Annotated in this window: 27 protein-coding genes; 8 read left to right on the forward strand and 19 right to left on the reverse strand. The window is 49.6% G+C overall.

All coding sequences use genetic code 11. The features are described from left to right. Window positions 1–64 precede the first annotated feature (64 nt). From KJS42_RS07255 to KJS42_RS07265, 3 genes are all read right to left on the reverse strand, one after another. Window positions 65–2,113: a helix-turn-helix transcriptional regulator gene (locus KJS42_RS07255; protein ID WP_244868408.1), complete on the reverse strand. Its 2,049-nt coding sequence runs from the start codon at window positions 2,111–2,113 to the stop codon at window positions 65–67. 163 nt (window positions 2,114–2,276) lie between these two features. Further along, window positions 2,277–3,185: a hypothetical protein gene (locus tag KJS42_RS07260; protein ID WP_213622461.1), complete on the reverse strand. Its 909-nt coding sequence runs from the start codon at window positions 3,183–3,185 to the stop codon at window positions 2,277–2,279. 17 nt (window positions 3,186–3,202) lie between these two features. Then, window positions 3,203–3,736 carry a GNAT family N-acetyltransferase gene (locus tag KJS42_RS07265; protein ID WP_213622462.1) on the reverse strand — a complete coding sequence of 178 codons (534 nt, stop codon included), beginning with the start codon at window positions 3,734–3,736 and terminating at the stop codon, window positions 3,203–3,205. A gap of 229 nt (window positions 3,737–3,965) precedes the next feature. Between KJS42_RS07265 and KJS42_RS07270 the strand changes: the two genes are divergently transcribed. After that, window positions 3,966–4,817: an aldo/keto reductase gene (locus KJS42_RS07270; protein WP_155604620.1), complete on the forward strand. Its 852-nt coding sequence runs from the start codon at window positions 3,966–3,968 to the stop codon at window positions 4,815–4,817. A 93-nt stretch (window positions 4,818–4,910) separates the two neighbouring features. On the opposite strand, the gene KJS42_RS07275 is transcribed toward KJS42_RS07270, so the two are convergent. The 5 genes from KJS42_RS07275 to KJS42_RS07295 form a co-directional block, all read right to left on the reverse strand. Then, window positions 4,911–5,828, reverse strand: a complete 918-nt coding sequence (locus KJS42_RS07275) for a helix-turn-helix transcriptional regulator (protein ID WP_213622463.1) — start codon at window positions 5,826–5,828, stop codon at window positions 4,911–4,913. Between the two features lie 79 nt (window positions 5,829–5,907). Then, window positions 5,908–7,053, reverse strand: coding sequence for a winged helix DNA-binding domain-containing protein (locus tag KJS42_RS07280; RefSeq protein ID WP_213622464.1), 1,146 nt, complete (start codon window positions 7,051–7,053; stop codon window positions 5,908–5,910). A gap of 42 nt (window positions 7,054–7,095) precedes the next feature. Further along, a complete protein-coding gene (locus tag KJS42_RS07285; protein WP_213622465.1) occupies window positions 7,096–8,262 on the reverse strand; it encodes an epoxide hydrolase family protein in 1,167 nt (388 codons plus the stop codon). A 122-nt stretch (window positions 8,263–8,384) separates the two neighbouring features. After that, entirely contained in the window at window positions 8,385–8,828 is a 444-nt protein-coding gene (locus tag KJS42_RS07290; RefSeq protein ID WP_239483869.1) for a VOC family protein, read from the reverse strand. 142 nt (window positions 8,829–8,970) lie between these two features. Beyond that, entirely contained in the window at window positions 8,971–9,393 is a 423-nt protein-coding gene (locus KJS42_RS07295) for a DoxX family protein (RefSeq protein ID WP_193417537.1), read from the reverse strand. A 1,329-nt stretch (window positions 9,394–10,722) separates the two neighbouring features. On the opposite strand from KJS42_RS07295, the gene KJS42_RS07300 reads away from it, so the two are divergent. From KJS42_RS07300 to KJS42_RS07320, 5 genes are all read left to right on the forward strand, one after another. Next, entirely contained in the window at window positions 10,723–11,490 is a 768-nt protein-coding gene (locus KJS42_RS07300) for a sensor histidine kinase (RefSeq protein WP_244868409.1), read from the forward strand. Then, window positions 11,477–12,124, forward strand: a complete 648-nt coding sequence (locus KJS42_RS07305) for a response regulator transcription factor (RefSeq protein ID WP_213622466.1) — start codon at window positions 11,477–11,479, stop codon at window positions 12,122–12,124. The genes KJS42_RS07300 and KJS42_RS07305 overlap by 14 nt, the downstream gene beginning before the upstream one ends. Before the next feature lie 100 nt (window positions 12,125–12,224). After that, on the forward strand, window positions 12,225–13,085 hold the full coding sequence (locus KJS42_RS07310; protein WP_213622467.1) for a CPBP family intramembrane glutamic endopeptidase: 861 nt from the start codon (window positions 12,225–12,227) through the stop codon (window positions 13,083–13,085). A 227-nt stretch (window positions 13,086–13,312) separates the two neighbouring features. Continuing rightward, complete coding sequence (locus tag KJS42_RS07315) at window positions 13,313–13,714, forward strand: nuclear transport factor 2 family protein (RefSeq protein ID WP_213622468.1); 402 nt, start codon at window positions 13,313–13,315, stop codon at window positions 13,712–13,714. A gap of 36 nt (window positions 13,715–13,750) precedes the next feature. Beyond that, entirely contained in the window at window positions 13,751–14,635 is an 885-nt protein-coding gene (locus tag KJS42_RS07320) for an NmrA family NAD(P)-binding protein (protein WP_213622469.1), read from the forward strand. Window positions 14,636–14,708: 73 nt separating this feature from the next. Here KJS42_RS07320 and KJS42_RS07325 read toward each other — a convergent pair whose 3' ends face one another. The 5 genes from KJS42_RS07325 to KJS42_RS07345 form a co-directional block, all read right to left on the reverse strand. Further along, window positions 14,709–15,311, reverse strand: a complete 603-nt coding sequence (locus KJS42_RS07325; RefSeq protein ID WP_193417542.1) for a TetR/AcrR family transcriptional regulator — start codon at window positions 15,309–15,311, stop codon at window positions 14,709–14,711. A gap of 38 nt (window positions 15,312–15,349) precedes the next feature. After that, complete coding sequence (locus tag KJS42_RS07330) at window positions 15,350–16,372, reverse strand: phosphotransferase family protein (RefSeq protein ID WP_213622470.1); 1,023 nt, start codon at window positions 16,370–16,372, stop codon at window positions 15,350–15,352. A gap of 32 nt (window positions 16,373–16,404) precedes the next feature. Next, window positions 16,405–17,433 (reverse strand): spore photoproduct lyase, encoded by a 1,029-nt coding sequence (gene splB / locus KJS42_RS07335; protein ID WP_193417544.1) that lies wholly within the window; start codon window positions 17,431–17,433, stop codon window positions 16,405–16,407. Continuing rightward, entirely contained in the window at window positions 17,426–17,674 is a 249-nt protein-coding gene (locus KJS42_RS07340; protein WP_193417545.1) for a transcriptional regulator SplA domain-containing protein, read from the reverse strand. Before KJS42_RS07340 ends, splB begins: the two co-directional genes overlap by 8 nt. Before the next feature lie 93 nt (window positions 17,675–17,767). After that, a complete protein-coding gene (locus tag KJS42_RS07345) occupies window positions 17,768–18,187 on the reverse strand; it encodes a DUF3237 family protein (RefSeq protein WP_193417546.1) in 420 nt (139 codons plus the stop codon). A 623-nt stretch (window positions 18,188–18,810) separates the two neighbouring features. Here KJS42_RS07345 and KJS42_RS07350 point away from each other — a divergent pair. Further along, window positions 18,811–18,948 (forward strand): hypothetical protein, encoded by a 138-nt coding sequence (locus tag KJS42_RS07350; RefSeq protein WP_213622471.1) that lies wholly within the window; start codon window positions 18,811–18,813, stop codon window positions 18,946–18,948. Window positions 18,949–18,954: 6 nt separating this feature from the next. Continuing rightward, on the forward strand, window positions 18,955–19,116 hold the full coding sequence (locus KJS42_RS07355) for a hypothetical protein (protein ID WP_213622472.1): 162 nt from the start codon (window positions 18,955–18,957) through the stop codon (window positions 19,114–19,116). 848 nt (window positions 19,117–19,964) lie between these two features. Here KJS42_RS07355 and KJS42_RS07360 read toward each other — a convergent pair. The 6 genes from KJS42_RS07360 to KJS42_RS07385 form a co-directional block, all read right to left on the reverse strand. Then, window positions 19,965–20,372, reverse strand: coding sequence for a VOC family protein (locus KJS42_RS07360; protein ID WP_213622473.1), 408 nt, complete (start codon window positions 20,370–20,372; stop codon window positions 19,965–19,967). A 79-nt stretch (window positions 20,373–20,451) separates the two neighbouring features. Next, window positions 20,452–21,399, reverse strand: a complete 948-nt coding sequence (locus KJS42_RS07365; protein ID WP_213622474.1) for a helix-turn-helix transcriptional regulator — start codon at window positions 21,397–21,399, stop codon at window positions 20,452–20,454. A gap of 19 nt (window positions 21,400–21,418) precedes the next feature. Next, a complete protein-coding gene (locus tag KJS42_RS07370; RefSeq protein WP_155604605.1) occupies window positions 21,419–22,354 on the reverse strand; it encodes a VanZ family protein in 936 nt (311 codons plus the stop codon). An 11-nt stretch (window positions 22,355–22,365) separates the two neighbouring features. Next, entirely contained in the window at window positions 22,366–23,082 is a 717-nt protein-coding gene (locus KJS42_RS07375) for a DUF4386 domain-containing protein (RefSeq protein ID WP_280516400.1), read from the reverse strand. Continuing rightward, window positions 23,079–23,306 (reverse strand): helix-turn-helix transcriptional regulator, encoded by a 228-nt coding sequence (locus KJS42_RS07380; protein WP_155604603.1) that lies wholly within the window; start codon window positions 23,304–23,306, stop codon window positions 23,079–23,081. Before KJS42_RS07380 ends, KJS42_RS07375 begins: the two co-directional genes overlap by 4 nt. Before the next feature lies 1 nt (window position 23,307). Continuing rightward, window positions 23,308–23,754 carry a hypothetical protein gene (locus KJS42_RS07385; RefSeq protein WP_193417551.1) on the reverse strand — a complete coding sequence of 149 codons (447 nt, stop codon included), beginning with the start codon at window positions 23,752–23,754 and terminating at the stop codon, window positions 23,308–23,310. Window positions 23,755–23,896: the final 142 nt, after the last annotated feature.

A 23,896-nucleotide genomic window follows, 5' to 3' on the forward strand; every position in this document is an offset into this window, starting at 1 on the left:
TTAATCCCCTCTCATTGCGAATTAAGAGCAGTATAACTCGAAGAGGAGGGAGCCTGTAGACACTTTAGTGTGGTTTTGTCGTGTCGCTTATTAAATTGAGTTCGCGGGCGCGGGCGATCGCTTCCGTGCGTCGTTGTGCGTGGAGTTTCTCAAAAATCCTTCGGTTGTGGCCTTTCACCGTATCCAAGGCCAAGAAAAGCCTCTCAGCGATTTCCCGATTGGAAAGTCCCTGGGCCATCAGCTGCAGTACCTCTATTTCACGTTGGCTAAGCGGCTCGATCCGGTTATGCTTTCTCCCGGACTCGAGCACACGGCGTACGCGCTCCAGGCCTATTTCGGCTTCTTTCCTAGCGGGGTGCGGCAGATCGCCAGCGCGCCTCAGAGCCTCTTGGTACCGCTCTGCCGCTAGATCGGGCCGCCCTTCTACTTCTCTGATTTGAGCGATTCCGATGATCGCCATGACCGCCATCAGTTGGTGATCCATCACTTGGCAGTTCGCGATGACTTCCAGATAAGCCTCGCAAGCCTCATCGTAATCTCCCCGCCGCTGACAAGCAACGCCCAGCATCCAAGCGGACGCCGTCCGGACGGGGAGATGATCCGGTCGCAAATAGGCAAGCGCACGTCGGGATTGGAGGATGACTTGATCTAATACGCCCGGTTCACTTATTCCCGCATTCCAAGCAGGCGCAATCAAACCGACAAGGTCCTCCGTTTTATCCTCGATTTCCGAGACTTGCATCACCGCTTCGGCCGTATAAAGATTAGGTTCCGCGGCATCCTGTTGATCCGCTAGTAGTAATGAGGCTAGCGTAGCGCGGGTAGCCGCAATCCATCCGATCAGGTCCAGGACGCCGGCGTCTGGTTCCACGTCCTCCAAGGCCATCTCTGCCGATCGGAGCTTGCGCTCGACCCCTGTCGGTTGACCGGCAATCAATAGAGCGGAGCCATAATACACCCATAACTCGGGTCTTCCATCGAGTTCCTTGGCAGGCAACGATTCCAGCCACTCGATCGTCATTCTTGCAGCTCCCCGCAGATGCAGCGGCATCCCGTTGCCTTGAAGCAGACGAAAGCATCGCTCGACATCTCGAGCCATTATGGCATGATGAAACGCCTCGATCTCGAAGCCATGTTCTTCATACCATTGGCTTGCCCGCTGATGCAATTCGGTGATTTCGCTTGCACTCGTATGATCCAACAGCCGCCGACGAAGATGATCCGCGAACAAATGGTGGTATCGATACCATCGTCGTTCATGATCGAGGGGCACAACAAACAAATTTCTGCGATCCAGCTCAATCAACACTTCATGACTGGAAATCTCCGGTTGGAGCATCATGTCATCGCATAACGATCCGCACATTCGGTCTAGGAGTGAAGTTCGCAGTAGAAAGTGTTGCACAGCCTCAGGCTGACGCTGCAGAACTTCATCCATTAGATAATCCAGCACAAAATGATGATTGCCCGTGAAGGACTGAAGAAGCCGCTCGGCATTGTGATCTCCTTCGATAGAGAGCGCAGCCATTCGCAGCCCGGCAGCCCATCCCTCGGTGCGAGATTGCAATTCGGTGATATGGTCCGCAGTAAGCTGCAGATCCATGAGCTGGTTAAAGAAGGTTTCAGCTTCGGGAAACGTAAACTTCATATCGGCAGCGCGGAGCTCCGTTAATTGGTCCCGAGCCCGCAACCGCGGCAATGAAAGCGCGGGGTCCTCGCGGGTTGTTAAGACCAGGTGCATCTGAGGGGGAAGGTGGTCCAGAAGGAAACCTACCGCCTCGTCGATCTCTCTCGAGCTCGCCGCATGGTAATCATCAAGGACCAAGAGAAATGGAGTCGAAATAGCCGTAAGTTCATGGAGAAGAGCCGTCAAGATCGACTCGGTTGGTGTCGGCTGCGGGGAATGGAGGATGGAAAGCACGCCCGCGCCTATATCCTCCTCTATAGTCCGAAGCGCGGAAATCAAATACGTCAAGAATCGCGTGAGCTCGGTATCGCCCTGTTCAAGCGAAAGCCACGCAGCAGGGCGCTCGCAACCGGCTAGCCATTCGCACACTAGCGTCGTTTTTCCATAGCCCGCCGGTGCAGAGATTAGGGTTAATTTACGGTGCAAACCCTTGTTTAATTTCTCCGTTAACCTCCGGCGTATCACCGTTCTCGACCTAGGGGCAGGGATATAGAATTTGGTGGGATTTATTGGGTTTGACATACCCCTATTATAACCACACCACTTATCCACCATCAACGAGAGGTTACGCGCGTCCGTTTGCGATTTATTACCCGACTTTCACACTTCTCTCCCTGACGGAACCCATCGGCTGGCTAGCCTCTTTCATGAGTTCAATTTTCTCCTTTTCCCGCAGGTCTTGAATTCGAATTTGCTCGGAAACCTTCGCATAATCTTCCCATGTCAGGACGCTGTCCGCTTCTTCCCACAAGGTCATATACTCGTTCTCGACTAAATGGTAGAGACGACTTTTTTTGATCAAATTATAGGTGAAAAAATCGTTGGCCGTAATCCGTTGATCGTCTTCATCCCGATTATGCATGTAAGGCCCGGTCACGATATGTAGATCTACTTTATAAGTATCGCTAAACAACGGTTTCCTCGTAAACCGCACCTCGCACACTTGCTCAACGGGACGACCCGCCTCTCGGCAAGCCTTGGCGATTGCACTGAACACTTTACAGTAGTTGTCGATTACCCGATCGTTCTCACCGTAAACCAATTGGAACCCGTCCATCCAGGGAGGGGAGATCAAGATCTTGAGAAGAGCGCCTTGCTTGATCGCCTGCGACAAGCTGGGGGATATCTTGCTAGTCAGAATCAAGCGGTATCCCGAGACCCAGACTTCCCGGTCGCAAGTTTTCAGCAAATGCTCCAACAGCTGCAGCTTATTGAAATGAAGATCATTGATGCCAAACTCGTGGATCCCTTCCAGGAGCTTATCGTTTTCTTGATTTTTATATTTGACATAAATATCGGAGATGAGAGAGAAGATGGAGGCGAGCAACGAAGTGGCGCAAGCCAGCGCTAACTCAGGGACGAAGCGGTTGTGTCGCATTGGGGATACGTAAATCAAGATGGAGCCCAGTACGCTTACGGCTAACATCATAACGACATACACATTGTTGTGAAGCTTGTAGGCCTGAAGCTTCTGCCATAAGGATCGTTTGCTGTTCATGATGTTGTCTCTTCCTCCTAAATATCCTTGCGGTAATAAACGGTATCCACCCCAGGGCCTCGTCCGTCTTTGATCCGCTTGATTTCCTGCATGCTGATTTTGTTTAAGACTCGAATATGGCCTTCGTTCGTTGACCAAGTCCTCGTCATCATGGGTCGTTTCCTTTGCTTCGCAATTCTCTCTAGTTCCGCATACAAGTGCGTCGTGATTCCTTGGCCTCGATACGCCTGATCCACAATCACGGTCGTCACATAAAGCGTGTCCACATGGTCATCCCTATCTTCATACACATAACGCGGGCGAAAGGACATGAACCCGATCACTCGTTCTTGATCCTCTGCCAGCCAACAAGATTGCTCTTTCAATTCTTCAAAGTATCGCTTCGGCTCTTGAGTTCCCGCGGAGCCATTGGTTAAATCGGACTGATCCGTATGCTCACGGGCGGACAGCGGCGGTATAAATTCATGATCGTAACGGTATAGCAAATCCCATACCCCTTCTAAAAGAGCGGAGTCCGTCAGCGTTTCGTAAAATCGGTATTGGATCGGCATGTTTAGGTCATTCCTCTCAGTTCTCTAAGGTGTATTCAATCTATTATACTACCGTAACATTCATTGGAGGAGCCTTGTTTCAATATCCGAAAACTTTTTTCAGACGGTTGACTTCGTGTAACACGAAGGCGGTAACCTTACTGTGTGCAGGTCGGCCGGAGGCGGAAACCCGCCGAGTCCCCGAACCGGACGGCCGTCTGCCATATATAAAGTAAGAGGAGGAATTACCATGCAAACCGTAACCTTGAACAATGGAGTGAAAATGCCGATCCTCGGCTTCGGTGTCTACCAGGTTCCCGATGCGGAACAATGCGAGAATGCCGTATATGATGCGTTAATGGCGGGTTATCGCCTGATCGATACCGCCTCCGGTTATCTCAACGAGGAAGCGGTCGGACGCGCGATCAAGCGCAGCGGGATTCCGCGCGAGGAATTGTTCATCACGACCAAGCTCTGGGTTCAGGACGCCGACTACGAGAGAGCTAAGCTGTCTTTTGCCAAATCCCTGAAGAAGCTGCAGCTCGACTATCTCGATCTGTACCTGATTCACCAGCCGTTCGGCGATTACTATGGCGCTTGGCGTGCGATGGAGGAGCTGTATCGCGAAGGCAAGATCAGAGCGATCGGGGTCAGCAACTTCCTGCCGGATCGTCTGATGGACTTGATTGTGCATAACGACATCGTGCCCGCCGTCAACCAGATCGAAACTCATCCGTTCTACCGTCAGGTCGAGAGCGCCGCGTTTATGAAGGAACAAGGCGTGCAGCACCAATCCTGGGCCCCGTTCGCTGAAGGTCTTAATCACCTGTTCAGCAATGAAGTATTGAACTCGATCGCGGAAAAACACAACAAATCCGTCGCCCAGGTCGTATTGCGCTGGCTGGTTCAGCAAGGGATCGTTGTGATCCCCAAATCAGTACGCAAAGAGCGGATTGCCGAAAACATCAACATTTTCGACTTTGAGCTCCGCCCTGAGGATATGGATCAAATTGCCGCACTGGATACTCGGGAAAGTCTTTTCTTATCGTACCGCGATCCGGAAGTCGCTAAAAGGATGGGCAACTGGAAAATTGATCTGTAAGCCTAGAACGATAAAATAAACAGAAAAGAGTGCCTCGAAAGCAGAGCAATTGCTCTGCCATTCGGGGCACCCTCTTTTATCTAGATCTCAGTCTTAGCCATAGAGCTGAGACATCTCCTCGATTTGACGCTGCATATTCAGGATTAATTCCGCGGGTTCTATCACCTTTACCCCACTGCCGTAACTCAAGACTTTCTGGAGTGCTCTTTCCATGGACGAAAAATACGTAACTAGTGACAAGGTTTCGTCCGGATTGACGAGGACTTGATCGAAGCCGAATTCATCGCGAACCCGTGTCTTCATTTCCGGTTGAAAGCGGAGTACCGCCCGTACCTTCTTGAAATCAGCTCGATTCACGAACTGTTGTTCGACATCCTGCAGCGTATAGTTTCGCCTCACAAAATGTTCCGGTAAAATCCTCAGCTCCCCGATACGGGACAAGCGAAATACGCGGAAATCCTTCCGTGTCAGACAATAGCCATAGACATACCAAATATATCCCTTAAGGAACAGCCCCATCGGTTCCAGTGTGCGCTCGGTTTCCGAACCTTTGTTATCCAGATAGGTAAATGAAATGAGGTGAAGGTCTTTGATGGCCTGATGTAACGGAGCGATATGCACTTTATCGTTGGGGGCCGGCTTGAAATCGAGATCCACATGAATCGGGTCTCTGGTGATGTTCTGTTCGGGCATTAACGCACCAATCCGCTCAATTAATCGATCGATTTCGGAATGATCGGTCGCGGAACGTACCCCGCGCAAGGCAGAGCAGATGGAGGAGAAGTCATCCAAGGATAATACCTGCTTCTCCAATCGGTAGCCCTGCATAATCTCATACCCCCCATCCGATCCGGCAAAAGATACGATGGGAATCCCCGCTTGATTGATCGCTTCCATGTCGCGATAGATCGTTCGCAGTGAAACCTCAAATCGCTTGGCCAGGTCCGTAGCGCTGACGCGGGGCTGATTCAACAATGTCATCGTTATCGCAAGCAAGCGGTCCAGCTTCATATATCGACCTCCGGTGACGGGAATTCGAGTCCTGGCCTTATTATACCTTCAAATACCGAAGCCTCCTATATCCAACGGGTTAGTGAAAAATAAGATCAGAGGCAACCGCATTCGGGACTGCGAAATGAAGCAGACGAACCCCCTCCTCAGATAGAGCATCTATCTCTTGTTTAGAAAGTACGCGGAAGGGTTCGATATGCAAAAAAGCTCCTCCACGCCCGTTTGTCAGCTTCCAGGTTCCGGCTACGAAGCCGTCAATGAGGAGGGTTGCACGGATGATTCCGTTCGACGTGAATACACGTTTGCGGTCGTTTTCGTTCATAATACGACTACGGTCCGCATAGGACAGCAGCATATTATCGAACTCACTTAGAAATCTCGGTGCAGACGGCGAGTCGGCATCGGGCCGAGGGGCATTCGGCAGATCGAACAACTCCTCGCCTCGTTCATTTCGGAAAGTGATCAGATGCGGACGAAGAGATTCGATCCTTTCATGGATTCGCGTAAGCCCTGACCATACTTGAATATCCCTGATAGTGGCAGGTCCGAATGCGGCCAAGTAACTTCGAATGAGCCCATCTAGATCTGGCGATGAGGATAGAGGTTGACCGAGCCAGGCCTCCACTGTCGTATGTACAGCTTGACCACTCTCCCCCCATATGCCTCGAGGAGGGATTTGTACTAACGGCACCCGGTTTCGGATCACAGCCGTTGCTGCTTCCGGATTCAGCCCCGGCCATTGTTCACCTAATCGCTTACCCAATTCATTAAACGTCAGGGGCTCCTTTTCCACGATTGCCCTCCCTGCCGCAGCAAGCGCTTCTAGGTCTATCCCCTTAATGTGTTTGCCAAAGGATCCCCTTAAGCTGCGGTCCATGACGGACTGCAGCAAAGGGCGTAGTTGCAAAGCGTCGCGGGCAGAGACCAGGTGCAGGGTCGAACGCAGGAGTGCCATACGTACAACCTGTCTATCCCGCATCAGTTGGGACAGCTCTTCGTGCCGGAAACCTTCTAGCCGCGACCACAAACCGAAATAAGGGGCATTCGGGGACTGTGCCTGTAATCCAACGAGCTTCTCGACGACCTCTAAGACAGGGAGCTTAACACGATGAAGCAGCATTTGCCTGGCAAGCAGCGCGCGATTCAACTCACGGTCATTCAGTACTTTTCCGGTAGCCTTCTCGGTTGTTAACCCTTCGTTTCGCACTTTGTCCTCTGCCTCCATGTTTACAGCTCCCTTCTACTAAACCATCATTATAGACCAGTATTAACGGAATCTTCGAAAGAAAGCCTGAATGTCAGGGATGAGAAGGTCCGGTGCATCCATTGCGGCAAAATGGGTTCCACGTTCAAATTCCGACCAATGCACAATATTCGTATTATCACGTTCAGCAAATCGGCGGATCGATTTGAAATCATCTCCGAACACAGCCACACCGGTTGGAGTCGTATTGGTTCCTTGCGGCTCGTGCCCCTGGTTGTGCGCATTCTCGTAGTACAAACGAGCGGATGATTCCGCCGTATTCGTCAGCCAATACAAAGTGACATTCGTCAGGAAAGCATCTCGGTCGATATAATCGACATGGTCGCCAAAGCCGCAAAACAACTCGGCAATCCAAGCAAGCTGACCCGTCGGCGAGTCCGAGAGCCCGTAGGAGAGGGTTTGTGGGCGTGTAGATTGGATTGAGTTAAACCCCGCCCTTTCCTGAAAATTAGCCAGAAATTGAAGCTTCTGCTGATCTTCTTCCGATAAGTCCGCCATCTCCGCCGGGTCGCCGGAAGGGAAAGAGAACAGCTGCAGCACATGAATGCCATGCAGCCCATCCGGCTTTTGAATACCCAGTTCTCTGGACACCAGTGCGCCGCAATCGCTGCCGTGCGCACCATATTCCGCATAACCCAAGCGCTTCATTAAGACATCCCATGCTCTTGAAATACGAGCAATATCCCACCCCGCTTCGAGAACAGGTCCCGAGAACCCAAAACCAGGCACGGAAGGTATGACCAAATGGAAGGCTTGCGACGGATCGCCGCCGTGACTGCGCGGATCGCTGAGCGGACCGATTAATTCCAAGAACTCGATAAACGAACTGGGCCAGGCGTGAGTAAGCAACAGTGGAAAGGCGTCCGGTTCAGGCGAACGGACATGTAAAAAGTGAATATTGGCTCCATCGATCATTGTCGTGAATTGAGGATGCTCGTTGATGCAAGCTTCGAATTTTCGCCAATTGTATTCCTTCTGCCAATAAGCTGCCAACTCTTTCACATAGTCGAGTGAAACCCCATATTTCCAGCCTGCCTCGCCTAATGCATCCGGCCAACGTGTCCGGGCCAAACGATTCCGAAGGTCATCCAGATCTCCTTGCGGCACAGAGAGGTGAAACGGCCGGATTTCAGTGCTTCTCTCAGTAAGGATGGGTTTAGAATTCGTCATAAACAATTTCCTCCTCGAAATGGGTTCGTTTGTTGTGCTTTCTATACCCATCCTAAACGAAGCACCCTGACAACATCATGTCAGGGTGCTTGGCGTGCATTTTATTTTTTTAATGATCCGTTTCAACGAGTCTCCGTATAAACTTGGAACGTCACGCCGAATTTGTCCGTGACATCGCCGAATCCAGGGCTGAAGGATTCCTCTTGAAACGGAACATTGATTTGGCCGTCTTGCCGCAGAGCCTCGAAAATGGCTCTGGAGTGCTCGACATGGTTCGTCGTGATGCAAATGGTCACCCTTTTACCATCCCCCAGCGGTGAACCCCCAGGAGTATCCGAAAGCATGATCTCCGCGTCACCCACTTTTAACCTGGCGTGAGCCACAAGACGCTTCAATTCGTCAGTGAATGTATTGGGCATTTCCGGCATCTCGCCGTAAGTAATCATGGAAATGACCTTAGCTCCGATCGCCTCTTCGTAGAACTGAATGGCCTCTCGCGCGCGTCCCTCTAAAGTAATATAGGGAGTAAGCTGAACCGTTCTTGATGGATTTGTAATCATGTTCATGGACACCTCTTTCATGATTTTCGTCTTCTTATTGTTTCTCGCTTATATAGACGAAAGGCATGCAAGAAATTCATCGGTGTTATTGTGTTGACTAAAATGAGCCCAGGATTGTCACTGGACTCATTTCATAACCGTTTGAATGTTAAAGTCTGCGGCTCTTCGGGCGCAGCGCCCAGGAGGCCATGGCAAGCGCGGCATAGAAGAGCGGCAAGATCACATGAAATCCATAATCGCCGTAATCATGAGCGAACGCATGAGATAAGGCAGCGCCCGTCATCAGAAAGAAGATTCCGCTATAAGCCCATTCCTTGAGCCGGGGGAAACCCGGCATAACGATAGCAATGACTCCAAGCAGTTTCCAAGCTCCCAGAATGTTCGTGACATATAACGGGAACCCAATATTGGTCACTAACTCGACATTCCCTCCGTAGCGCATCAATTGCCCGATGCCGCTTAAGGCAATCGAGAATGCGAGAATGAGGGTGACGGCCCAATAAGCGGCCATCCTTCCACTAGGGCGGGACCCTACCTTCGTATTACTTTCAGTTCCGATCATCGTATTCATTCCTATTCCTCCTTTGATCTCGTTCACTTCTTCGCGTAGCAACTGGTATCCGTGTGACTCCATCTCCTGCTTGAATTCATCATAATCCTATATCATGTCAAAACATGATACTGTTTAGATGGCTTCGCGGAGGTCCGGATTTGTAGCTTGCGATTCTGTGAAACGAATCCTCAAGAGGTCTATAGGTTACATCCGATCTTCCTTGCTGTACATATGCTCCCGTTGCAGATGAACAAGCACCTTGCCGAACCGGCCGCCTTGGCCGGCGGCTCTATTATTGAGCTCATTGATTTGTCCTCGTTATTGGGATTGATTATATTATGGCGGACATGCTGGAACGAGCCGGATGCGTCTTCAGCGCCTCCGAGGTTTCGAAGGAATGGATGCAATCTAAAGCAAGGAGCTTATCAATCATACTTTCTCCGCAACCTGCAAATACAGCTGTCGCTTCTCTTTTTTGGAAGCGCTTTCAGAACTCATGTCCGGACATTCCTTTATTATTTTTTAGTTGGTAGACCGCGCGTGATCTACCAAGCCATTAGCTTAAGCTGACATAACCTTACTATATGTCACTGACACATTCAATGGTATGTTCCAAAAGAAATTGGATGGAATTTATCTCCATTTCCCAGAAAAATCAATCTACTCTTACCTAATCGCCTGTGCTATTGAAATAGGCTAGAGAGCCGCTATAAAGATCAGTGACATAGTTCAACTCCCCCATTATAGGGGTCATCCCTATAATCCCAAATTTATATTCAATGTCGCCAACCTGATGAGAAAGGTGTTATCCTTACTAGAACAGTCCTACGCGCATGCGGAACACCGCTCCGTTTGTAGTTATATGAAGCACTGATCTGCTGGTCAAGGAGGAGTCGTCTTATGCAAGCCAACCGTCACCTTAAATCCATTCTCGCGTGGTGGAGGCCGGCTGTGTTCTCTTTCATGGACTGGGGCGTCTTCGCTCTCCGTTCTTACCATTATCTATTGCTGTCGTCCCGGTTTTTCACCGTAAGTGAACTTTCGAGCCAAACCTGGTTAAACTTCATCTGGCTGATGATTGCATTTATCGTCCCAATGCTATTCTGGTTCCCTGGGCGGCGAATGAGCAAAGGATGGTTTTGTATCCTGGAGCTCTTGCTCGGAGGTTCTTATTATATAAACTCCGTCTTCCATCCGGATCTGGCTTCAAAAGCAGACTACTTGTTGCCGAGTCTTACAATGGGATATTTATTGAATAAACGTACTCTTTGGATCATTCCTGCCGTGACTTTGATTCCTTTTACTTTTCAAACCTACCTGGGATCATCTTGGGAGCAGACCCTTAGTATGGGAGTAGACAATCTGTTATTCTGCTTCATCGGGATATGGGTCAGCTTCGTAGCCAAAGCGTATCATCAGAAGAACGAAATGGCCGCTGAGATCGAGCAGCAAAATAAACGGTTAACCCTCTATGCCGCTGAGATCGAGAAAATGACCTTGCTTGAAGAACGCAACCGCATGTCCAAAGAACTTCATGATACGCTGGGACACTCCTTTATCTCCCTCATCATGAGTCTGGACGCCTCCATTGCCCTATTGGATCGCAAGCCCGCCGAAGCCAAAGATCGATTAATTCGTTTAAGAGCGTTGACCGAACAAAATCTGGACGAAATGAGAAATTGGGTTCACGAGATGGGAGATGAAGACTCCAGTCTTACACAACAGGTCGAAGAGCTTGTGGAACGTTTCCGGGAGCATACGGGAATTGTCCTGAATTCGAGTCTGGTCGGTACCGAGCCACTCTTGCGTTTTGAAGGGCAACAAGCGATCCTTCGGGTCATTCAGGAGTCTTTTACAAACGCACTAAAACACGGAAAAGCGTCCCAACTGGATCTGGAGCTTCGATTTTCCGAGTCGATGCTGCAATTAATCATTCGAAATAATGGCAAACCCATGGATAAGCTGGAATACGGCTTCGGCTTGACGACGATGAACCATCGGATCGAACAACTGGGGGGCAGCTTGCGGGTTTCTTCTAAAGAGGAGAATACAACGGTCACCGAGGTTAGATGTGAAATCCCACTCAAAGGAGTTATGCGGTATGTCCAAAATTAAAGTGCTGCTTGCCGATGATCAGGAATTAATTTTGGAGAGTCTCCATATTGTCCTTTCGATGGAAGAAGATTTGGAGGTTGTGGGGTTAGCCAAGAATGGGCAAGAAGCCATTGAATGCTGTGAGCAGTCTCCGCCGGATGTGGTGCTCATGGACATCAATATGCCCGTCATGGACGGCGTTGCCGCAACGGCACGGATTAAAGAGCGGTTCCCATCCATCCAAATTATCATGTTGACCTCCTATCGCGAAGTCGAATATGTAGTGGCGGCATTAAGTCATGGTGCGGAGGGTTACCTGCTCAAAGCCATTCATCCCAAGGACCTGGCCGCCGGCATCCGGGTGGTTCATGCGGGAGGGACCCTAATCACGCAGGAGATGGCGAGTAAAATGGTCAAAAAGATGAGCAACAGCCCGGCCGCAGAGAGTAATGAGTACGGACTCAGCCCCCGCGAAATGAGCGTGCTGCATAAGCTGGCCTCCGGCCTGCGCAATCAAGACATTGCTGAAGCGTTGTCTCTTAGTGAAGGGACGGTTAAAAATTATGTCTCCACGATTTATTCGAAGCTGAACGTGAAAGGGAGACGGGAAGCCGCACGTAAAGCCCGAGATTCAGGAATCATGGATTCTTTATAACCCGGTCCTGACCAAAATCATGACGAAATGGCACTGCCTCTTTATGACTTTTTCAGCGTATACTCCTAACCATTAAGCAATAGAGGAGCTGAAGCAAGACATGAAGAACACTTCTGCACACAAGGCAAATTCATTTTTACGTTTCCCCCTCACTTGGATGGTCGCAGGCACGATTGGGATCATTCTCGTAGATGTATTATTCCGGCTGCTAGCTGGGGATGTAAAGGGAATATCCTCCCTTCTGTTAACTCTAACGGCTAGCATCGGGGGCATCCTCGTCTATTGGCTCACGATGAAGTACTTAGCTCGTCGGTCCATTTCTGAACTATCCAGACAACGCGCAGGCGTGGAAGCGGGCAAAGGATTCCTCATCGGGGCCATCTTTATTCTTGTGTCTACTTTGATGATTGTGATTCTGGGGGGCTACTCTCTTCAATGGGCCCCTGCTGCGGATACGAATCTGATTCTACTCGCTTCCATTGAAAGTGCCTTAAGCGCAGCCATTATTGAGGAGCTGATCTTTCGCGGGCTGATGTTCCAGGCGATTCGCCAATGGTTGGGTAACTGGCCGGCACTCGCTGTAACCTCCTTATTCTTTGGGGTAGCCCACCTCGGGAATACCGGGGCAACTCTATGGAGCGCATTCGCGATCACCATTGAAGCAGGCGTCCTGCTCGGCGCCGCCTACCTGTGGCGTCGGAACCTGTGGTTTGCCATGGGGCTGCACTTTGCCTGGAATGCACTTGAAGCTTTGCTTGGCATACCTGTATCCGGTCACCCTGCAACCGGCCTGTTTACGGTAACCGTGAGCGGCGCTCCACTTCTCACCGGAGGCGATTTTGGACTTGAAGGTTCTATTGTGCCGGTGATGGTCAGCCTTCTGATCGCTATTCCGATGCTGATTGCCGCTTCGCGGAATCGGGCATCGTCAGCCCCGCGTAACAAGTTTATCGACGAATGAACAGCGATTAATAATTTTCTTTTGCCTCATCGTATTTCCACCCTTCTCCTCCCCATTTTAGTACTGTTCCCCGGGAATCAGCTGCTTGGCAATCTTGATGAGTCATTTACTTTTCGGACTGTTCAGTCAAAATATATTTGACCGTTCAGTCCGGAAAGTGATATAGTGAGTCTAGAGCTTCCCCCTTTGCTAAGGCTCCATTCTCTTTAGAAAGCGAGGCAATCGAAATGAATACCTTGACTAACGGGCAGGCTGAGCAGCTGATTCAACTCTTCGCGGATCGTTATATTCGAAAGGATTATGATGCATTTCTCGATTTGTTTGCGGACGATATCATCTTCGAATTTCCTTATGCCCAGGAACCGAATCCTAGGCGTCTGGACGGGAAGGCGGCGCTGAAGCCGTATCTGGAGAATTTGGAGAAGGTGCTTGAAATCACCTCATTCACCCCGCCGGTCATTCATGTAGCGGCCGATGCCCCGGTGTTCTTCGCTCAGTTCGAAGCGAGTGGAAAACTCCTTATGACTGGCCAACCTTATGAACAAAGCTATATTTCCGTAGTCAAGGTTCAGGAGAATGGCAGGATCGTTCATTATCAAGACTACTGGAATCCATTAGCCGCAACTTAATACTAGACCTTAATGAGAACTAAAGGAGATCACGATATGCCTAATGAATCATCCACCCGTATTCTACTAACCGGAGGACAAGGCAAGACTTCTTCTCGCATCGCACAGCTGCTGCAAAATCAGGGCGTTCTGGTTCGAAGAGCCGGACGTAGCTTACCCAAGCCCGGGGATCAACAAACCGGGGAATCGGTCCGTTTCGATTGGTTCGATGGCTCCAACCATGATCAAATCCTGCAGGACGTCCATGCTGTCTACCTGATCGCACCTCCAAGTATGAACCCTGAGGAATTCATGATCCCCTTTATCCGCAGGGCTATTGACGCTTCGGTAAGGCGCTACGTCCTGTTATCAAGCGCCTCGATTCCGGAGGATGGCCCTGTCTTTGGAGCGGTTCACCGTTACTTGCATGAGCATGTCCCCGAATGGGCTGTCCTGCGCCCCTCCTATTTCATGCAGAACTTTACGGATCCCGGACACGGACACGGAAATTCCTTGCGCCAAAGCGGACACCTTTATACGGCAACTGGGGATGGCAAGATCGGTTTCGTTGACGCCGAGGATATTGCCGCTGTTGGCTTTCATGCCCTGACGGACAAGGAACCCCCTAACCGGGAGCTTATCATTACGGGTCCAGAATCCCTCACCTATGACGATGTGGCCAAAGTGATCCGCAGCGTGACCGGCCTGAACGCTGCCCATATTCATATCACACCGGAGCAACTTACAGAGAGGCATATGGCGACTGGTTTGCCGGAGAGTTATGCCAAAAACCTGGCCGAAATGGATATCCGTATTCGCCTCGATGGATTGGAGGATCAGGTTACGGACACGGTGTTACGTGTGACCGGGCGAGAGCCGCGTTCTCTAGAGCAGTTTATTTCAGAACATAAGTCATCATTTCTAACTAAAGTATTATCCTAAGATAAAAGGCTCTCCCGTCACCATTTATGATGACCTGGGAGAGCCTTTTGAGGTTCATATGTTTGAATAAGATCTACCGTTTAGTGCCTTGTATCGTCCGAAAGACCATTAGAACCATCTGCAGGAGTCCAAGCAGCTTCGGTTCTTCTATTCCCAGCTTGGCTGACGTGATCAAGGCGATCCGCTCATGCACCAGGAACCGGGCCAGGTCTCGGATGTTCACCTCTGAGCCGATTTCCCCTTCCTCCACCGCCCGTTCCAGCATCGTGTAGAAGGTCAGCTCCGACAGCTCTATACTCTCTTGCAGATAAACCGCCAGTTCCTCATGATGAGGCGCCTGCTCAATCGCACTGCTAATAATGAAGCATTCCAAACGCAGTTCGGGATCAACTAGGACTTTAATGATGGTCAAAAATACGAGTTCCACCTTGTCAACGACCGTTCCCGGCCCCTCGCAATGCTGCTGCAACTCCCGATTCTTCTGATCCATATAATGCTTAACCGCTGCGAAGAAGAGATCCCATTTGGTTCCGTACGTGTCATATATACTTTGGCGGGCAATGCCCAGCCCTGAAATCAAATCGGGCAGCGAGGTGCCTTCATAGCCACGATTTCCAAAGACATTCATGGCTTTATGCAAGATTTCATTCGTGTCAAAGGCCTTCGTTCTTGCCAACGCTAGCGCCCCTTCCTCCAGTTATTCATAATAAGTAATTATACTATAGCTGGTGGAGAAGCCGCCTTCATTTCATAGATTTTCTGGAGCGTCTCTACATGCTTCATCTTCTCGTTCTCGTCCTCTGTATGGAGAACCCAATCCACGAGCCTATAGCCGAACAAGAAAAGAATCATCTCGTAGACGCAATCATCGACGATAGAAGCTACATCCACATACTCCGCAAAACCTTTGTAATACGCGGGGACGCATCGTTGGTAATATTCAACCATGTGATCGATATCCGCTTCATCCGCAATCAGACTGGCGATATCCTCGCCCAAGTAGCCCCATCCACTGGTATCCCAGTCGATGAGCGTGATTTTCCCGTCGGCAAAGATCAAGTTGGCCACCCAGAAATCCCGATGGCATAACACGAGGGGCAGTTTCTCGATGCGGGCGATGATCTCGTCTGCGTGTTCATCGATGTCGATGAGCATTTGACGCACGTGCTGCGGCAATTCGCAATCCTCCGAGCGGATATAATTGTAGACAACCGGCCATGCCCGGTAATGCAGGTATGTATTCTTCATAAAATCGGCATGGCTCAGGTTGGTCAAGCTCTGCAACATGGCGGGCTGTTCCGCATAAAGCTTGCCTTGATAACGCCCTAAGTCCAGCGCGGCCTGTTCATACATGTCACCCGTCAAGTCTAGACCCGATACACCATCGATATAATCCAGCCACAGCTGGAATTCACTACCTTCGGCATTCATCTCGGCGTAATAACAGGTCGGCCAGCGAAAAGCATCCGGGAACGTCGTTTCCAAGTCAGACGCGTAAAGATCATACTCTCTACGCCATGAACCCGGGTCGCCGTAACGCTCCCATTTCTTCTGAATTTTCAACACGATACGGTACGGCAACTCTTCACCATCCACGGTTTCGGCAACTCCCGTGACCAGGTACACATTTCCCACCGTTCCGCCCTTTAACGGCATCGTCTGGTAGTCGGCTGAGATGATCTCCCTCTTGAACTGTTCGCTTAAGACATAAGTGAGCGTCTCGAATTTTATATCCATGCTTTTCCCCTCCCTTCGAGGATCCCGTTCCCTTATGTGAAATATTCAATTGTGGCGTCAGGAAAATAAGTGCGGATATACCCACCTAGCGTCTCTTTCATATCCTCCTGCTCCAGATCGGTATAGACGTATTTCCCTATCCCATATCGTCCCCACTTCCACTTCCGCTTGGATTCATCAAGCTCCAGCTTGGTCATCGGATAATTCTTCTCAATGACACGCTTCGCCGGCTTGGTAAATCGATGCTGTATCAATTCGAACGTCAAATCTTTCTTTGAAGAAGAGGGAAGGATGGTCTCTAGTTTCTCGAACATGTCCTTATACCCCTCTTTCCATCCGTCATGCAAATAGATCGGAGCGATAATGAACCCTAATGGATATCCTGCCTCCGCCACTTTTCTCGCTGCCTCCATCCTCTCCGCTTGTCTGGATGTGCCTGGTTCAAAATTTTGAATGATATAATCGTCATTCATACTAAAGCGAAACCGGGTCCGACCATTATGCTTGGCATCCAGCAAGTGATCGATATGAGCGAACTTCGTTACGAAGCGCAACTGTCCCAACTCTGACGCGCCAAAATATTCGATGGCTTTCTTGAGCGTATGGGTTAGGTGATCAATCCCTGCGATGTCCGACGTACATGAGGCTTCAAACCTTGTTATCTCAGGGGCTCTTTCCTTCATGTATTGGTCCGCGGCTTCAAAAATATCGTCAATATTGACATAAGTCCGAATATACGGTTTACTTCCCATCGTCGTCTGTAAGTAACAATAATGACAATGGCCCATGCATCCTGTGGCGAACGGAATGGCAAACTCTGCGGAGGGCTTGGACGTATCAAACTTTAAGGTTTTCCTCACTCCGACGACTAGCGTAGACTTCGCCACTCGATATTTTTGAAAATCGTTGTCCCCCGGCAGGTTTCGGATTTGGTTATGCGAGGTCGTTTCCCGAATATCCAAACCCATGTTTTCGAATTTGGCCAGCAATTCTCTACCTAGTGGATAATCCAATGCCCTGGGCTCCACATATACGAGTTGAGGGACGAATGGCTTAACCATAATAGGCTTCCGCATCCGATAACCCGAAGGCTTCTCGATAGGCCGTTTCCGCTTCACTCGCTGTTGAATACACAGCGATCTCCTCGTTTAGCGGATAATACGTTTCGTAAACAAATAGTGCAAAATCTCCTGGTGAATTGGGATCGCTCACGACAGCTGCTTCCTGCACATTGGCGACTCCCTGTACATGCGGGTTTCGAATAATGACATACACAACTTGTCCGGGTTGATACTCACTCATCACTTTACCGCACCCCTTATCCATAACATTTGAACTAGTGTCACACGAAATAAGGGGGAGTATACCAGCATTCGAGGATTCCATTCATCCGATTTACAATGCTCTATAGATCTTAATATCTAAACCAGACTCCGTTGAACTTCCCTCGGCAACTAGGATGTCATCATTTAAAAAGGCTAAAGCCTTACTGTCCGTAATCACTTTAGGGTAAGACCTGAACAATACATTTTTCAACTTGTGATTCATATTTCCGTTATTCTCAATATAAACCTTGCATCGTTCGCCTGTGTGATCCTTCCCTTCAAGCATATACCTAGCTGATAAGGTATGAGGATGATCCAACTTTCCAATAATTTGGGTATCTACCCCTCCGGCAAGGATTTCTCCTTCAAAATACTTCCCTGTGACCCGCCCCTTAAAAGAAATCATGGTTACGGAATCTCCATCACGATGGTTCAAATGGATCGAACTCTCGATTTGAACATGTACCGTAAATATTTCTTCAAACTCCATGGTCCAGACCTCCTGTATCTTTCAGCAGCGATTTGATACTAGTATATCACTCCCTTTAGAGTTTGCGGCTTTTTGGACACAGCGCCCAGGAGGCCACCCCAAGCGCGACATAGAAGAGCGGAAGAAAAACATGAAATCCATAAACACCGTAATTAAATGCAATCGCTGCACAGCGACGTTGTTTGTTCTCAGGAAATTTTTATTCACCCATTTTCCTGAAAATAGTTATTTGTCTAGCTCATAACAGGCCATTCGTCCATGCCTAATAAATCAAGTCACGTACACTGAATAATCTTAGTGGGGAGGTGTCGTGGTGAGTTGTCCCGATTTAAAAAAACGGTGCAAAAAGAAAACCTTAACTGTGTGTCATCCGAAAAGAAAACCAAAGAAACATCGTGTTCGAGTAGCCAAGAAGATTGTTTGTAAAAGGTGTCCTCCGCCTAAAGGACGTGTATTGCTTCAAGGGCTTGCAGAAGCCATCTCTGAAGCTGGACCGCAGGGACTTGCAGGAGCACTAGGGCCCCAGGGAGCAGCAGGACTTATTGGGGCAATTGGCGCTCTTGGTCCACAAGGAATCGCAGGAGCGCTTGGACCTGAAGGGCTTGCAGGACTTGTAGGCGCGATTGGCGAACTCGGACCGCAAGGACTTGCAGGAGCACTGGGACCCCAAGGAGCAGCAGGACTTATTGGGGCAATTGGCGCTCTTGGCCCACAGGGAATCGCAGGAGCGCTTGGGCCGCAAGGAATCGCAGGACTTGTAGGCGCGATTGGCGAACTCGGACCGCAAGGACTTGCAGGAGCACTGGGGCCACAAGGAGCAGCAGGACTTATCGGGGCAATTGGCGCTCTTGGCCCACAAGGAATCGCAGGAGCACTGGGACCCCAAGGAATCGCAGGACTTGCGGGAGCCATCGGTGCAGCTGGATTGACCGGACCGGCAGGACCCGCCGGAGCAGTAGGCCCAGCAGGACCGGCCGGAGCAGTAGGCCCAACAGGACCGGCCGGAGCAGTGGGCCCAACAGGACCGGCCGGAGCAGTGGGCCCAGCAGGGCCGACAGGAGGAGTTCTAGGTTTTGCAGATTTCTTTGCATTGATGCCGCCGGACAATGCAGCAACAGTTGCTCCAAACACGGACGTAAGTTTTCCGCAAGATGGTCCCCTCAGCGGGACTGCGATTACTCGCATAAATGCCAGCTCGTTTAACCTGGCCGCGATAGGTACCTATCAAGTTTTGTTTCAGGTGAATGTAAATGAAGCAGGTCAATTGCTCTTAACACTAAACGGTGATGACCTGGCATATACGGTAGTCGGACGTGCGACAGGAACTTCGCAAATCGTAGGTATGGCACTTGTGCAGACATCACTCATTAATTCCGTTCTCACCGTTCGAAATCCAGCAGGGAATTCCACGGCACTCACAATCACTCCGTTGGCTGGGGGAACGAGGCCCGATTCCGCACACCTTGTTATTCTACAGATCGCTTAGGGAAGAATATTCTGGACTAACCGCAGCAGCCTGGAACTTTTCTATTCGGTCCAGGCTTCCGCGGTTTCCACGTTTTCTACCCTCGATCGTACCCGCCCAACCGGGTTTGATACGGTTCAGCGCGCTGTTTGTAACGATAAGTAATTGAGCCATTCAAACTCCGCTTGCAGCATATCTCGCAAAAGCTCATATTGTTGCTTCGCGGCAACGCGGTTGCCAGCGTAGGGCAAGTGAAATTTTCCCCATCGCAGGCTTGATTTTATAGGATCCAATTTGTCGTAAGTTAAAAACCTAAGAAGGTCTCCTACTAAACCTTTGAATCGCTTCCTCGGTCACCGGCTTGAAAAGGTTAAGGAGGTTGCCGTCGGGATCGCGGAACAGCATAGAACGGTTCCCCCACGGCATCGTGGTCGGTTCCATTACCCAATCATCGACAAATGGCTTCAAGCGCGCATATTCGGCTTCGACATCGTCGACGAGGAATTCCAGAATGACCGTGCGGTTATGGGCCCCCACAGCGGAACCGACGCCGAATAGCTGCGTTGTATGGGAGTGGCCGATGGCAAGAGTGCATGAGGGCAAGGCGAGCTCGGCAAATACAGGCGCGGGCCGCTCCGCCGAAACCCCCATGACTTTCTCATAGAACTCGACAAGACGATCCACGTCGTCCGTAATGATACGTACAGAAGCAAAATTCACAAATGATCATCCTTCCTCATATCTGTCTCCTTTACATTTACATGTCCAATTATAAAAAACCGCTACTGACAACATCATGTCAGTAGCGGTTTAGCATTTTTTGGGCTTCCTCACGAATCCGATCTCGGAGCGATTCGGGTTCTAATGCGATTACGCCCGCCCCCCAGCCAAGCACCCATGGCAGCAATTCATCCAGCTGATGAACGCGTAAGACCACATCCATTCCATCTGGATGCTCTTTCATATCCTCTACGTAAGGATAGTTTGATTCCTTCACCTTATCTGCGGTGTCAGGCGTAAATCGAAGGCATACCCGCAAGTGACGATCGTCTATGGGTGTATACTCCTTTAAGTCAAAATGCTCAGGGATTTCGAAACGTTCATCCAGTTCGATCAACTCAGTCATCCGGGACAACCGGAAATGGCGGATGTCTTGGCGTAGATCACACCAGGCCACAAGCATCCAGGCTCCTTCAACATGTACAAGGCCATAAGGAGCAACTGTACGTTCGCTATGGCGGTTCCCCGTGGAATCCGGAAATTTTCTCGAATAATGAAATCGGACCTTTCGCCCATTGAATAGAGCTCGGCGGATCTTATCGAGATTCTCCCTTTCGTTTGACGAAGCTGGCGGTTTGCCAGGTGAGAGAAGGCGCAGCGACTTGCGGATCCGGGAAGTCTCATTGCGAACACGCTCTGATAGAGTGATCTCAATTTTTTTCCTAGCCACAATAGCTCTATCCCGATATGCATCATCAAATCGTTGCTCGACAAAATCAGTTCCTATAAGCAAGGTCATGGCTTCCTCAATTGTGAAACGGATCGGAGGTAGAAAATAACCCTCCATTAAGGAATACCCTGTGCCTGGAGTACCTATAATCGGAACGCCTGCTTCGCTGAGCGCCTGAATGTCGCGATAGATGGTCCGCACACTGGTTTCAAATTGTGCCGCCAAATCTTCGGCACGTAACACTCGCCTGCCTTGCAGTTCGAGCACGATGGCCAACAACCGATCCGTTTTGTTCATCGACGGTTCCCTTGCCCCTTCACCGATTCCATGGGTACTTCATCTCCTGATATCCGACATCCCATAATTTCACGTTCCCCTCTAGGGTAATCGTGAGCTCATGGGCCCCTTGCAAGTAGATGGAGGACATCCCAAGTTCATGGCCCAGAGCTTCTGCGGACGTGGACAGGTACTCCTGTCCGTCAGCGGATAGCCGTAAACTCCCCTGAAAATCCTCTTGATCGGGAATCCCATAATTCAAGTAGATATAAAGCTCCTTTTCGCCTAACGAATACGTGTAAGTCACCGTATTTTTATCTTCCGTGCTATACACATTATATTGAGGTACTACGTTTTGTCCACCAATTTGAAAGTTGTCTCGCGTGACTCCCTTTGATGAATCGGTACTGCTGCTTTTCAGCTCGTTAAGCGCGACAAAAGGGCCCTGCTCTTTCGTGAACGCTTTGTCGATAAGCCCGAAGCTCGCCCAAACCCCAATGAGCAGGACAACAACGGAGATGCCTGTAACAACTAGGTTTCTTCTGACCTTTTCGGTACGAAACCCCAATCTATACGCCCCGAATCCAACTGCCGCGCCGGATGAGTTCTGAATAACATCGTTAATGTCAAAACTGCCGAGCAAAGTGAAGGCCTGAACGGTTTCCAGCACGAGGATAGACAGGATGAATAGGCTCATAAACCGAAGAAAACCAGTCCGATATAACAACGGAATTAGAATACCAAAAGGAACAAAGGCAGCAACGTTCCCAAAGCCCACAAGATCCATAAGCGTAGGATGTAGAAGGTCGGATAAATCCGGCAGTCTAAAAAAACCGTCCGGCATAAACATAAAGGTGTAACCCGTCTCCCGATCTACCGTATCTGCTCTGCCAAAAGCGAGAAACATAAAAAAAAGAATGAAAACCGTATAGGATAGCGTTATGACAAAAATCGTCTTACGTTGCTTCGTATTCATCTTCTTCTCCTTTATCTTTGCGTTCGAAACCGTGAATGGGTTGCGGACTCATTAAACCCTTTTAAGATGAGCCACACCGCAAGGATCATTTCATTGGCGAAGATTGGGAGCGCCAAGATCCCGCCCCAAGCCGAGACTTGATCAATGACCCCAAACATTTCTAATAAGGCAGCAAGCAGAACTAAGGCTGACCCGGTCAAACCCAATATCGGGATAAACCTGGGTACAAGCTTCGACTTATAAAAAATGTAGCTATACATCATCGTATTGATTCCCAGAAAAAAATTAGGTCCTAGCAAAAATGTGTAATCGTGCACGGCTTTTAGCAATGTACCCGAAACCCGATAGGAAGCGATATCCGGCCCCCCCGCTGCTACATAGTCCTGGCTTAAGGCCAACAAGGACATTACGCTGATGACCCCTACCGTAATCACAATGGCCTCCAAAAACCGGAAGCAAACATGCCAAATCGCAATCGTTCGACTATATTGTTTCAAATAGGGGAACATCATGGTCGCTGTACCTATCGCTGAAACGACAAGGATCAGCTCCATAAGCGACCCCAGAACCACCTGATTCGCATGTGCGGCGCCTTGAATCAGGTAGTCCGAATCGTTCAGGAGCGGTTTATACAAAATAACACCTAGTATAGCCGTAAGGGCAGCAATAACAAAAAGAACACCTGTGATCCTTGATGCAGTCTTCGTTGAGAAATCCAATTCCCTCACCTCTCCTCTGAGTTTTCTCCATAAAAGAATACCTCTTCCAACGGCAAGTTAAAGGCCCGTGCAATACGAAAGGCCAGCTCCAGTGACGGGGAGTAGTTTCCCTTTTCAAGAGCCACAATCGTTTGCCTGGTTACACCAACCTTGTCGGCCAACTGCTGCTGAGTCATTTCATGATGATTGAACCGTATTTTTCTGATGTGATTGCCAACAAGAATTTTACCCATCTTAAACTCCTCTTCTGTAGTGATACAGTCTCGAAATTGAACCGGTTACGTCTGATAGAAATCCAGAGACGATGAGGACGATGAACATCACCTTCAAGGGCTGGTCTATCACCAATGAGCCCATGGCTAGAAGGAAACCAAGGACAAACACAGCAAATGAATTTCGAAAGGCCAACAAATCGATGCGCTTATCCATTTCATCCGCGAAAGCAGGTTCCTTTTCACCCGTCGTTATTCGGAAGAGGATGTTAAAGATGATGCTAATCACGATATGTGCTGCGATGGAAACCAAGGTTAACACCAGTACGAAGGATCCCCAGTAATGGAAAGTTACATTTGAATCCAGCACTTCATTGGGATACTCCGGGTACTTGTACAGGCAGTACACTGTAAAAATAAGTATGGTGCTGATTAACGATACGATGCTCTTCTTTTCCTGATACGTCATGTAGACACCGCCTTCAATAAAGTAAAGTTGATTAAACATAATGTATACTAAACTATACATCATGTCAATTTTATTTTACGATCTGGGTGTCCCCTGCTCTAATCCCAGACCTTGAACAAGGCCATTACTACAGCAAATAGGA

Source organism: Paenibacillus sp. J53TS2 (genome assembly GCF_018403305.1).
GTDB lineage: Bacteria > Bacillota > Bacilli > Paenibacillales > Paenibacillaceae > Fontibacillus > Fontibacillus rhizolycopersici.

What these genes read in the sequence shown, in the direction of transcription:
- KJS42_RS07330 (WP_213622470.1), bottom strand. Translation starts at nt 16,372, where the DNA reads ATGGATATAAAATTCGAGACGCTCACTTATGTCTTAAGCGAACAGTTC.
- KJS42_RS07370 (WP_155604605.1), bottom strand. Translation starts at nt 22,354, where the DNA reads ATGAATACGAAGCAACGTAAGACGATTTTTGTCATAACGCTATCCTAT.
- KJS42_RS07295 (WP_193417537.1), bottom strand. Translation starts at nt 9,393, where the DNA reads ATGAATACGATGATCGGAACTGAAAGTAATACGAAGGTAGGGTCCCGC.
- KJS42_RS07285 (WP_213622465.1), bottom strand. Translation starts at nt 8,262, where the DNA reads ATGACGAATTCTAAACCCATCCTTACTGAGAGAAGCACTGAAATCCGG.
- KJS42_RS07345 (WP_193417546.1), bottom strand. Translation starts at nt 18,187, where the DNA reads ATGGAGTTTGAAGAAATATTTACGGTACATGTTCAAATCGAGAGTTCG.
- KJS42_RS07310 (WP_213622467.1), top strand. Translation starts at nt 12,225, where the DNA reads ATGAAGAACACTTCTGCACACAAGGCAAATTCATTTTTACGTTTCCCC.
- KJS42_RS07305 (WP_213622466.1), top strand. Translation starts at nt 11,477, where the DNA reads ATGTCCAAAATTAAAGTGCTGCTTGCCGATGATCAGGAATTAATTTTG.
- KJS42_RS07315 (WP_213622468.1), top strand. Translation starts at nt 13,313, where the DNA reads ATGAATACCTTGACTAACGGGCAGGCTGAGCAGCTGATTCAACTCTTC.
- KJS42_RS07365 (WP_213622474.1), bottom strand. Translation starts at nt 21,399, where the DNA reads ATGAACAAAACGGATCGGTTGTTGGCCATCGTGCTCGAACTGCAAGGC.
- KJS42_RS07320 (WP_213622469.1), top strand. Translation starts at nt 13,751, where the DNA reads ATGCCTAATGAATCATCCACCCGTATTCTACTAACCGGAGGACAAGGC.
- KJS42_RS07385 (WP_193417551.1), bottom strand. Translation starts at nt 23,754, where the DNA reads ATGACGTATCAGGAAAAGAAGAGCATCGTATCGTTAATCAGCACCATA.
- KJS42_RS07265 (WP_213622462.1), bottom strand. Translation starts at nt 3,736, where the DNA reads ATGCCGATCCAATACCGATTTTACGAAACGCTGACGGACTCCGCTCTT.
- KJS42_RS07260 (WP_213622461.1), bottom strand. Translation starts at nt 3,185, where the DNA reads ATGAACAGCAAACGATCCTTATGGCAGAAGCTTCAGGCCTACAAGCTT.
- KJS42_RS07340 (WP_193417545.1), bottom strand. Translation starts at nt 17,674, where the DNA reads ATGAGTGAGTATCAACCCGGACAAGTTGTGTATGTCATTATTCGAAAC.
- KJS42_RS07275 (WP_213622463.1), bottom strand. Translation starts at nt 5,828, where the DNA reads ATGAAGCTGGACCGCTTGCTTGCGATAACGATGACATTGTTGAATCAG.
- KJS42_RS07290 (WP_239483869.1), bottom strand. Translation starts at nt 8,828, where the DNA reads ATGAACATGATTACAAATCCATCAAGAACGGTTCAGCTTACTCCCTAT.
- KJS42_RS07300 (WP_244868409.1), top strand. Translation starts at nt 10,723, where the DNA reads ATGGGAGTAGACAATCTGTTATTCTGCTTCATCGGGATATGGGTCAGC.
- KJS42_RS07270 (WP_155604620.1), top strand. Translation starts at nt 3,966, where the DNA reads ATGCAAACCGTAACCTTGAACAATGGAGTGAAAATGCCGATCCTCGGC.
- KJS42_RS07280 (WP_213622464.1), bottom strand. Translation starts at nt 7,053, where the DNA reads ATGGAGGCAGAGGACAAAGTGCGAAACGAAGGGTTAACAACCGAGAAG.
- KJS42_RS07380 (WP_155604603.1), bottom strand. Translation starts at nt 23,306, where the DNA reads ATGGGTAAAATTCTTGTTGGCAATCACATCAGAAAAATACGGTTCAAT.
- splB (WP_193417544.1), bottom strand. Translation starts at nt 17,433, where the DNA reads ATGGTTAAGCCATTCGTCCCTCAACTCGTATATGTGGAGCCCAGGGCA.